Below are 9,473 nucleotides of genomic sequence, written 5' to 3'. Positions count from 1 at the left end.
TCAATTCCGTACTGCTTTCGCGCTATCGACAAAGCGTTGTGTTTGCCAGCTGCGAAGAAGGAAGAGTATGAAGCGTTTCGCTTGTTTCGTCAACCCTCTTTTTATCCCCGCTTTACTTTGCATTTGCATGCGGCGTTCTGCGAGGGGGCGAACTATAACGAAGTCCGGACGGCCTGGCAAGCCCTGTCAGGGGAAATATGCTGTTGCGGTGGAAAATAACTTTGCATGAGCCCGGCCAAAGCGCACGCCTTGCTGGCCGCTTGAGGCGCAAGGGCTTGATGAACAGCGGTGGCGGTCTCGGCAAATCTCACTTAAACTGACAAGATGCCGATTGCTCAAGAGCCCATCCTTAGTATCACCCTCGCCCCAGGCCAAGCCGGGAAAGGCGCCGTTATTGCCAGCGGCACCTGGCAAGTCCACGCGCTGGCGCAGGGCCACGCAATCAAAACCATCAGCGCCCAGTTGGCGCCGTTGCAGGGCGATAAAAACGTGTCCTGGGATTTGACGCCGATTGACAGCATGGACCATATCGGCGCCCAGTTGTTCTGGAATGCCTGGGGCAAGGCACGGCCGGCCAATTTGACGCTGGCGCCGGAACAGGAAGAATTTTTCAAACGCCTGGAACAAGTTGGTCCGCTGGAAATCCCGCGCAGCCGGGGCCAGCGGCTGACCTCGGTGATGGTGCTGGGTTTTGCGATCCTGTCCTTCTTCGAACATTTAAGAGCCTTCATCGCGCTGATCGGCCAAGTGACGCAAGATATCGGCCGCTTTATCCGGCGGCCGATGCGCGGCCCATGGCGTGAAATTTCCGCCAATGTATTCCACGCCGGATTCCAGGCGCTGGGCATCACCGCGCTGGTCGGGTTCCTGATCGGGGTGGTGCTGTCTTATCTATCGGCGCAGCAACTGCGCGCCTTTGGCGGCGACATTTACCTGGTCAACCTGCTCGGCATGAGCGTGATCCGCGAACTGGGGCCGCTGCTGGCCGCGATCCTGGTGGCCGGGCGTTCCGGCTCGTCGATCACCGCGCAACTGGGCGTGATGCGCGTCACGGAGGAACTCGATGCGATGCTGGTGATGGGCATTTCGCACGGTTTCCGCCTGATCATGCCGAAAGTCGTGGCGCTGGCGATTTCGATGCCGCTGCTGGTGATCTGGACCGATACCGCGGCGCTGATCGGCGGCATGGTGGCGGCCAAGATCGAATTGAACTTGTCGGCCCGTTATTTCATCCAGAAACTGCCGGACGCGGTGCCGCTCGCGAACTATCTGATCGGCCTAGGCAAGGGCGCGGTATTCGGCATGCTGATCGCACTGGTGTCGTGCCACTTCGGCTTGCGCATCAAGGCCAATACCGAAAGCCTGGGACGCGGCACCACCACCGCGGTAGTCACCGCGATCACGGTGGTGATTCTGGCCGACGCGGTGTTTGCGATCATCTTCAACGGCGTGGGGTATCGATGAGCGATGCGATAAACGACGACCTCGATACGGCAGCCGCTGGCTCTTGCGGCCGGGAAAGCGAATTCAACTTGAACGGCAACGCGCCCGTGGTGGAAATTACCAATCTGTGGACCAAGTTCGGCCGCACCGTGGTGCACCAGGACTTGAACCTGGCCATCGAACGGGGCGAAATCATGTCCATCGTCGGCGGTTCCGGGACCGGCAAGACGGTGCTGCTGCGCCAGATGCTGGGACTGGAACGGCCGGCGCGCGGCTGCGTACGGGTATTCGGCGAAGATATCAGTCAGGCCGACTCGGCACATTTGCAGCAATTGCGCAATCACTGGGGCATGCTGTTCCAGCAAGGCGCGCTGTATTCGGCGCTGACGGTGTTCGACAACGTGGCCCAGCCGATGCGCGAATTGCACGCGCTGCCGGAAGACTTGATACGCGACGCGGTATTATTAAAAATGAATATGGTCGGATTGGGGCCGGAACATGCGACCAAAATGCCGTCCGACCTGTCCGGCGGCATGATCAAGCGGGTGGCGCTGGCGCGCGCGCTGGCGCTGGAACCGAAGCTGCTGTTCCTGGATGAACCGACCGCCGGGCTGGACCCGGATCTGTCGGAAAGTTTTGTGGCGCTGATCCAGTCGCTGCACCGCGAACTGGGCTTGACGGTGGTGATGGTGACGCATGACCTGGACACCCTGTTCGCGCTCTCGACGCGGATCGCGGTGCTGGCCGAAAAACATGTGATCGCGATCGGCCCGACACGCGAGGTGATCAAGGTCGAGCATCCGTTCATCAAGCAATTCTTCCTTGGCGACCGCGGCTTGCGCGCGCTGGCGGTGCTGGATCAGAAATCGGAGAAGTAATGGAAAACAGATCACATGCCCTGATGACGGGATTTTTCACCATCGCACTGCTGGCGGCGGCGGTATTATTCGGCGTCTGGTTCAACCGCGACCGGGTCGAGCGCGTGCCTTACCTGCTGGCGACGACGCAATCGGTGCCGGGCTTGAACCCGCAGGCGTCGGTGCGCTACCGCGGCCTGGAAGTGGGCAAGGTCGATGCCATCGATTTCGACACCAGGGTGACCGGCCAGATCCTGGTGCACCTCAGCGTCGATCCGGACGCGCCGATCACCCAGACCACCTATGCGATGCTCGGCTATCAGGGCGTGACCGGGATTGCCTATATTCAACTTGACGATGAATTGACCGGTTCCAGGCTGCTGACCACCAGCGTCGCCAATCCAGCCCGCATACCATTGCGGCCGGGCTTGCTGGATCAGCTGGAAAAACGCGGCAAGAAACTGCTCGACCAGGCCGAGCAATTGACCAGCAAGGCCAACAGCCTGCTCAGCCCGGAAAACCAGGCCGCAATGCTCGGCGCGTTCCAGGATATCAGCAAGGCCGCCAAGGCCTTCTCGGCGATTCCGCAACAACTGGAGCCGACGCTGTCCAAATTACCGGGTCTGGTCGACCAGACCCGGCAGAGCCTGACGTCGATGAATGCGGCCGCCAATGACGTCAGCAAGCTGGCCAACAACTGGGATACGCTAGGCAGCAAGCTGCAAGCACCGGGCGGCGCGATCGACAAGCTGGGCGCCACCGTCGACCGGGTCGGAGGTTCGGTCGAAACGGTGGCCAATGGCGTGCAACTGGAAGTCCTGCCGCAAATTATCGACTTGAGCATGGAAGCGCGTTCGTCGATGCGGGCGCTGAAAGGCACGATGAATTCGCTCAACGAACGTCCGCAAAGCATCTTGTTCGGCGCGCCCGCTGTGCCGCCCGGTCCCGGCGAAGCCGGTTTTGTGGCCCCGACCAAATAAGGATAACCGTGAACATGATTTCCCAACTCAAATCATTCAGCCTGGCCGGCGCCGCCTTGCTGCTGGCCGGCTGCGTCAGCCGCGGTCCCTTGCCGACGCTGTACGATTTCGGCCCGCCGGCGCCAGTGGCGGCCAGCAATCAAGCAGCGCCAGCCTTGCCGGCGCTGGTGATCGCCGACGCCAGCGGACCGTCGTGGCTGGATAGCCAGCGCATGTATTACCGCCTGCTGTACGCCGACGCGCAGCAATCGCGGCCATACGCGCAAAACCACTGGAATACGGCGCCGCTGCAATTGCTGAGCCAGCGTCTGAAATCGCGGGTCGCCCAATCCGGCGTCAAGGTGCTGTCGACCACCGACGCGGCGGCCGGCATTCCGCTGCTACGCATCGAGGTCGAGGATTTTTCGCAGAATTTCGATAGCCAGACCCGCAGCAGCGGCCAAGTCACCTTGCGCGCGTCGCTGTTTCGCGGCCATCGCCTGATCGACCAGAAAACCTTCAGCCGCAACCAGGCCGCCGCCAGCGCCGATGCGCAAGGGGGCGCCAGGGCGCTGGCGACGGCGTCCGACGCCATCTCGGCCGATATCCTGGCCTGGCTGGCCGTATTGCCGATACCGAAAGAATGACCGAGTCCATTCCCACCGTCAGCAGCCGGCCGTCGCCGATCGCGCGCGCCTCGCTGCTGGCGTATGTGTTCCTGATCGTCTATGCCAGCTGGTTTCCCTTTTCCGGCTGGCACAGCAACGGCCTGTCGCCGCTGACCTTCCTCGAACACACCACGATGCCGCGCTACTGGACCAAGTTCGACGTCGGCATCAATGTGGTCGGCTATATCCCGCTGGGCGGCTTGATCGTGTATACGCTGTTTCCACGCATCACAGGCTTGGCGGCGGTGCTGATCGCAAGCCTGTGCGGCGTCTTGCTGTCCGGCTCGATGGAAGCGGTGCAATCGTATTTGCCGACCCGGGTCTCGTCGAACCTCGACTTTTATACCAATTCCGTCGGCTGCTGCATCGGCGCCATCATCGGCGCGCTGAGCGTGCGCAAGCTGCTCGACCACAGCCACCTGCACCATTTGCGCCATAGCTGGTTCGCCGAACACGGCAGCCAGGGCCTGGTGCTGATCGGCTTGTGGCCGCTGGCGCAAATCTATCCGCAAGGCTATCTCTTTGGTCTCGGCCAATTGCTGCCGATCTTGTCGGAATGGTTGTCCAGCCTGCTCGATGCCGATATCGACCTGGCGTCCTTTTTACGGCCCGACGTGGTGCTGACGGTCGAGCAATACTGGCTGTCGGAAACCATCATCACCGCCTGCGGCATGACCGGCGCGGTACTGACCTTGCTGTGCATGCTGCGCCGCGGCGCGCCGAAAGCGGTGCTGGTGGTTGGCCTGATCGGCGCCGCGCTGGTGGTGCGCACCATGGCCAGCGCGCTGCTGTTTGCGCCCGAGAACGCGCTGGTCTGGGTCACGCCCGGCGCCCAGGGCGGTTTCTTGATCGGCTTGATCATGCTTGGCGGACTGGCGTTCGCGCCGCCGGTGGCGCAGCGGCGGGTCGCCACCGCCGCCCTGCTGCTCAGCCTGGTGATCGTGAATACCACGCCGATCAACCCGTATTTCATGGCCACCTTGCAGGGCTGGGTGCAAGGCAAATTCTTGAACTTCAATGGCGCGGCGCAATTTTTATCGTTGCTGTGGCCATTTTTTGCGCTATGGTTCCTGTTACTGCCGTCGCACAAGCTGAATCGGCTGGATGGACCCAACCGGCGCGCCGAGGACACGGTATGATGGCGCATCATTAAGATACAGATAGCAGGAGGATGTATGAGCGATACCCCATTTTTCCAACGCCACGTTTTTTTCTGCATGAACAAGCGTGAAGACGGCCGCAACAGTTGCGGCGACCACGGCGCCGAAGTGGCGCAAAAACACGCCAAGCGCCGCGTCAAGGAACTCGGCATGAATGGCCCCGGCAAGATCCGCATCAACCAGGCCGGTTGCCTGGACCGCTGCGAACAAGGTCCGGTGCTGGTGGTCTATCCGGAAGGCACCTGGTACACCTATGTCGACACCAGCGACATCGATGAAATCGTCGACAGCCATTTAACGCATGGCAAAGTGGTCGAACGGCTCAAGATTTAACTCGAATTTAAGTAAACGGCGACAGCATGAGCATCATGAATAAAAACTCCGAAAAATTCACCCTGGCGGGCCATGCGGGAAGCATGGAAGGCTTGCTTGATTTCCCGGCGGACACGCCACGCGGTATCGCGCTGGTGGCCCATCCGCACCCGTTGTACGGCGGCACGATGGATAACAAGGTCGCGCAAACCCTGGCGCGGGCGTTTGTCGCACTTGGCTATGTGGTGGCGCGCATCAACTTCCGCGGCGTCGGCGCCTCCGAAGGCGTGCACGATCACGGCATCGGCGAAACCGATGACATGCAGTTATTGGCGGAACATATGCGGGCGCAATATCCGGGCTTGCCGCTGGCCTTGTCGGGCTTTTCCTTCGGCACCTTCGTGCAATCGCAATTGCAGCAGCGCCTGATCGCCGCCGGCAACCCGGCCGAACGGCTGGCCCTGATCGGCAGCGCGGCCGGCAAATGGGCGATGCCGTCGATTCCAGCGAATACCATCCTGATCCACGGCGAGCTGGACGAAACCATTCCGCTGCAAGCCGTGTTCGAGTGGGCCCGCCCGCAAGACATTCCCGTCATCGTGATCCCCGGCGCCGACCATTTCTTCCATCGCAAACTGGGCCATATCAAGAACTTCGTGATCCAGTTATGGCATGGCGAGCACGCTCATCCCGTATCCGACGATGCCTGAAGTGTGGGCTCCCCAACGACTGCGCGGCTATAATTAAGCCTGTTTTTTCCACGCGGCCATGCCTTCGGCGCCGCCAGAGCGGCATGGACCTCAGCATTCATCACTTTTTTGCAGACTTAGCTCCCATGAAAAAACTTTTAGCGGCACTGGCTTCCAGTGTGTTTTTCCTATCCGCCGCCTTTGCGCAAAGCGTACCGGCGCCCACCATCGCAGCCAAATCGTGGACCTTGCTGGACGCCAGCAGCGGCCAGGTGATCGCCTCGCAAGATCCCGACGCGCGCATCGAACCGGCTTCGCTGACCAAGGTCATGACGGCTTACGTGGTCTTCAATGCGCTCAAGGAAAAAAAAATCGACATCAACCAAATGGTCAATGTGTCGGTCCGCGCGTGGAAAGTGGACGCCAGCAGCTCGAAAATGTTTATCGACCCAGCCACGCCAGTCAAGATCAACGACTTGCTGTACGGTTTGATGGTGCAATCCGGTAACGACGCCGCCGTCGCGCTGGCCGAAGCCGTGGCCGGCGACGAAGGCACGTTCGTGACCTTGATGAATCGCGAAGCCGAACGCATGGGCTTGAAAAACACCCACTTCGCCAACCCGCACGGTTTGCCTAGCCCGGAAAACTATTCCACCGCGCGCGACCTGTCGGTGCTGGCGTCGCACGTGATCGTCGATTATCCGGAATTCTATAAAATCGATTCGGTCAAAAGCTTCACCTACAACAAGATCACCCAGCCTAACCGCAACCGCTTGCTGTGGCTCGACCCGACCGTCGACGGCATGAAGACGGGACATACCGAAGCGGCTGGCTATTGCATGATCGCATCGGCACGCCGTCCAGGCGGCGCCGGCGAACGCCGCCTGATCGCAGTGGTGCTGGGTACCACGTCCGATCAGGCGCGTACCCAGGAAAGCCAGAAGCTGCTGAACTGGGGTTTCCAGAACTTCGATACCGTCAAGCTGTATTCCAAGGGCCAGGCGATCGCCACGCCGGAAATCTGGAAAGGCTCGAAAGGCACTGTCAAGATCGGTTTTGCGCATGACGTGATGGTCACCGTACCAAAAGGCGTCGCCGCAAAAATGAAACCGGTGCTGGAACGCAAAGACCCGCTGGTCGCGCCACTGGCTGAAAACGGCCGCGTCGGCACGCTGAAAATGGTGGTCGACGGCAAACCGCTGCTGGAATTGCCAGTGGTGGCGCTGGAAGCTATTCCGCAAGCAACGATCTTCGGCCGTGCCTGGGATTCGATGCGCTTGTGGCTGAAATAATCGACATATTGCATTAAACGAAAGCCCGCGCCATGCGGGCTTTTTTATGGCTGCGGCTCAAGCGGCTTCTCGTTATAATCACAGAAAAATCGTGTGGAAGCGATTCCACTCCACTGCCGTTTATGCGGCGCCACTCCGAAAGCACACACCATGTCCTTCGTTTCTCCAGCCGGCCTGACTTCCCCACGTAGCAAAACCAGCAACAACGGTCCCGAACTGTCGCGCATCGTCGCCGGCATGTGGCGTATCGGCGACTGGAATATGTCGGTACAACAACGCATCACCTTTATCGAACAATGCATCGCCCTCGGCGTGACCACCTTCGACCATGCCGACATCTATGGCGGTTACCAGGCTGAAGCGCTGTTTGGCGAAGCGCTGGCCGCGCAGCCGGGCTTGCGTCAAAAAATGCAGCTGGTCAGCAAATGCGGCATCAAGCTGCTGTCGCCGCAACGTCCGGAACATACCATCAAACATTACGACACCTCCGCGGCGCATATCATCGCGTCGGCCGAGAATTCGCTGCGTGAATTGCAAACCGAACAACTCGACTTGCTGCTGATCCACCGTCCGGATCCGCTGATGAATTTCGATGAAATCGCCGGCGCCTTCACCCAGTTGCGCGACGCCGGCAAGGTGCTGCATTTCGGCGTGTCGAATTTCAGCCGCCACCAGTTCGAAAGCCTGAACCGCCGCTTCCCGCTGGCCACCAATCAAGTGGAATTTTCGCCGCTGTACGTGGCGCCGATGTTCGACGAAACCTTCGACGGCTTGCAAGACCTGGGCGTGGCGCCGATGATCTGGTCGCCGCTGGCGGGCGGCAACCTGTTCAAGGCTGGCGACGCCAAGGTCGACAAGCTGCGCGCGGTGATCCAGGAAATTGCCGACCGCGGCCAGCATACCTTCGCCAGCGTGGTGTTTGCGTGGATCATGCAATTGCCTAGCCGTCCACTGCCGCTGACAGGCACCAGCCGCATCGAGGCAGTGGCCGACGCCGTGGCCGCGACCCAGTTCACGCTGAGCCGCGACGACTGGTTTGCCATCCTGTGCGCAGCCAGCGGCCACGAAGTGGCGTAAGCGTCAAAGCTGAGACGCTTTAAATCTTTTCTTCGTCGTCATACACCAGCGGCGGCGCGATCCCGCGCCAGCCAAAATGCCAGGCCAGGTTCAACAGCAAGGTCAGTGTCACGTAGACGGCGAAGAACAGCGCAAAAAAACTGGTTTTCAGCCACGCCAGCAAGCCGATCGCGACCAGCAGCACCAGCAAGGCGGCGACGCTTTTCTTTTGCTTGGAGCTGGGGAAACGCAAGTTCGACACCATCAGGCTGCCGATGCCAACCAACAAGGCCAGCAGTAAATAACCGTGCAGGAAGGAAGCCAGCGGCGCCGGCCAAGCCACCACCACCGCCGCCACGCAAGCGGTGCCGGCGGTGGTCGGCATGCCGACGAAATAACGCGGATCGGTGCGGCCGACATTGACGTTGAAGCGCGCCAGGCGCATGGCGCTGCAAGCGACAAAAAAGAAACTGGCCATGCCACCCAAGCGCAGCAACAAGGGATCATGCAAGCCCATTTGCACAAACCCATAGCAATAAAGCAAGACCGCCGGCGCGCAGCCAAAATTGACCACGTCAGCCAGCGAATCGAGCTGCATGCCGAAATCGGAACTGGTGCCGGTCAGGCGCGCCACATACCCATCGAGCGCATCGAACACGCCGGCCAGCACCAGCAAGCCGGCGGCCAGCCGGTATTCATCCGCATAACCGAGCAAGGCATTGTCGACCGAAATGACGATACTGGCGAAACCGCAGGCGATCGACAGCAGCGTGACAAAACTGGGCAAGGCATATTTGGCGCGTTGCAGGCGCGTCAGGCTCAATGTGTTCAAATTGTTCACAATCAAAAAAAGAGGCGAAAACGCCGCATGCAAGGCATGCAGTCGCGCTTATTCTACTCCGCGCAAGGAATATTCCAGCGGGCGGCGCCTGCAGACAAAAAAATCGCTTAGAATTGCTTTGCACCCGAGCAACATGTTCATAACGGGTATAGTTAACTAATTATCCACTACATCTTCGCATCGACAGGAGCAAGCC

General features: G+C 60.1%; 10 protein-coding genes. 9 read left to right on the top strand and 1 reads right to left on the bottom strand.

What is annotated here, in order from left to right:
* Nucleotides 1–324 precede the first annotated feature (324 nt).
* The 9 genes from GJA_RS01225 (at nt 325) to GJA_RS01185 (ending at nt 8,457) form a co-directional block, all read left to right on the top strand.
* Nucleotides 325–1,464, top strand: a complete 1,140-nt coding sequence (locus tag GJA_RS01225) for an MlaE family ABC transporter permease (protein ID WP_038487859.1) — start codon at nt 325–327, stop codon at nt 1,462–1,464.
* Nucleotides 1,461–2,321: an ABC transporter ATP-binding protein gene (locus GJA_RS01220; protein ID WP_081905197.1), complete on the top strand. Its 861-nt coding sequence runs from the start codon at nt 1,461–1,463 to the stop codon at nt 2,319–2,321. Before GJA_RS01225 ends, GJA_RS01220 begins: the two co-directional genes overlap by 4 nt.
* Nucleotides 2,321–3,280 carry an MlaD family protein gene (locus GJA_RS01215; RefSeq protein WP_038487856.1) on the top strand — a complete coding sequence of 320 codons (960 nt, stop codon included), beginning with the start codon at nt 2,321–2,323 and terminating at the stop codon, nt 3,278–3,280. Before GJA_RS01220 ends, GJA_RS01215 begins: the two co-directional genes overlap by 1 nt.
* A 14-nt stretch (nt 3,281–3,294) precedes the next feature.
* Complete coding sequence (locus GJA_RS01210) at nt 3,295–3,906, top strand: ABC-type transport auxiliary lipoprotein family protein (RefSeq protein WP_038487853.1); 612 nt, start codon at nt 3,295–3,297, stop codon at nt 3,904–3,906.
* Nucleotides 3,903–5,066 carry a VanZ family protein gene (locus GJA_RS01205; RefSeq protein ID WP_038487851.1) on the top strand — a complete coding sequence of 388 codons (1,164 nt, stop codon included), beginning with the start codon at nt 3,903–3,905 and terminating at the stop codon, nt 5,064–5,066. Before GJA_RS01210 ends, GJA_RS01205 begins: the two co-directional genes overlap by 4 nt.
* A 36-nt stretch (nt 5,067–5,102) precedes the next feature.
* Nucleotides 5,103–5,420, top strand: a complete 318-nt coding sequence (locus tag GJA_RS01200) for a (2Fe-2S) ferredoxin domain-containing protein (protein ID WP_038487848.1) — start codon at nt 5,103–5,105, stop codon at nt 5,418–5,420.
* Between the two features lie 35 nt (nt 5,421–5,455).
* The gene (locus GJA_RS01195) at nt 5,456–6,109 is read left to right on the top strand and encodes an alpha/beta hydrolase (protein WP_038498285.1); all 654 of its coding nucleotides are present in this window, start codon (nt 5,456–5,458) and stop codon (nt 6,107–6,109) included.
* Between the two features lie 125 nt (nt 6,110–6,234).
* Nucleotides 6,235–7,380 (top strand): D-alanyl-D-alanine carboxypeptidase family protein, encoded by a 1,146-nt coding sequence (locus tag GJA_RS01190; RefSeq protein WP_038487845.1) that lies wholly within the window; start codon nt 6,235–6,237, stop codon nt 7,378–7,380.
* Nucleotides 7,381–7,530: 150 nt separating this feature from the next.
* On the top strand, nt 7,531–8,457 hold the full coding sequence (locus GJA_RS01185) for an aldo/keto reductase (protein WP_038487843.1): 927 nt from the start codon (nt 7,531–7,533) through the stop codon (nt 8,455–8,457).
* 19 nt (nt 8,458–8,476) lie between these two features.
* Here GJA_RS01185 and pssA read toward each other — a convergent pair whose 3' ends face one another.
* The gene (pssA, locus tag GJA_RS01180) at nt 8,477–9,259 is read right to left on the bottom strand and encodes a CDP-diacylglycerol--serine O-phosphatidyltransferase (RefSeq protein ID WP_242404633.1); all 783 of its coding nucleotides are present in this window, start codon (nt 9,257–9,259) and stop codon (nt 8,477–8,479) included.
* Between the last annotated feature and the right edge of the window lie 214 nt (nt 9,260–9,473).

This window comes from Janthinobacterium agaricidamnosum NBRC 102515 = DSM 9628, from assembly GCF_000723165.1.
Taxonomy (GTDB): Bacteria; Pseudomonadota; Gammaproteobacteria; order Burkholderiales; family Burkholderiaceae_D; genus Janthinobacterium; species Janthinobacterium agaricidamnosum.
This window is presented reverse-complemented; position numbering and strand designations above follow the sequence as displayed.

What these genes read in the sequence shown, in the direction of transcription:
- GJA_RS01225 (WP_038487859.1), top strand. Translation starts at nt 325, where the DNA reads ATGCCGATTGCTCAAGAGCCCATCCTTAGTATCACCCTCGCCCCAGGC.
- GJA_RS01220 (WP_081905197.1), top strand. Translation starts at nt 1,461, where the DNA reads ATGAGCGATGCGATAAACGACGACCTCGATACGGCAGCCGCTGGCTCT.
- GJA_RS01215 (WP_038487856.1), top strand. Translation starts at nt 2,321, where the DNA reads ATGGAAAACAGATCACATGCCCTGATGACGGGATTTTTCACCATCGCA.
- GJA_RS01210 (WP_038487853.1), top strand. Translation starts at nt 3,295, where the DNA reads ATGATTTCCCAACTCAAATCATTCAGCCTGGCCGGCGCCGCCTTGCTG.
- GJA_RS01205 (WP_038487851.1), top strand. Translation starts at nt 3,903, where the DNA reads ATGACCGAGTCCATTCCCACCGTCAGCAGCCGGCCGTCGCCGATCGCG.
- GJA_RS01200 (WP_038487848.1), top strand. Translation starts at nt 5,103, where the DNA reads ATGAGCGATACCCCATTTTTCCAACGCCACGTTTTTTTCTGCATGAAC.
- GJA_RS01195 (WP_038498285.1), top strand. Translation starts at nt 5,456, where the DNA reads ATGAATAAAAACTCCGAAAAATTCACCCTGGCGGGCCATGCGGGAAGC.
- GJA_RS01190 (WP_038487845.1), top strand. Translation starts at nt 6,235, where the DNA reads ATGAAAAAACTTTTAGCGGCACTGGCTTCCAGTGTGTTTTTCCTATCC.
- GJA_RS01185 (WP_038487843.1), top strand. Translation starts at nt 7,531, where the DNA reads ATGTCCTTCGTTTCTCCAGCCGGCCTGACTTCCCCACGTAGCAAAACC.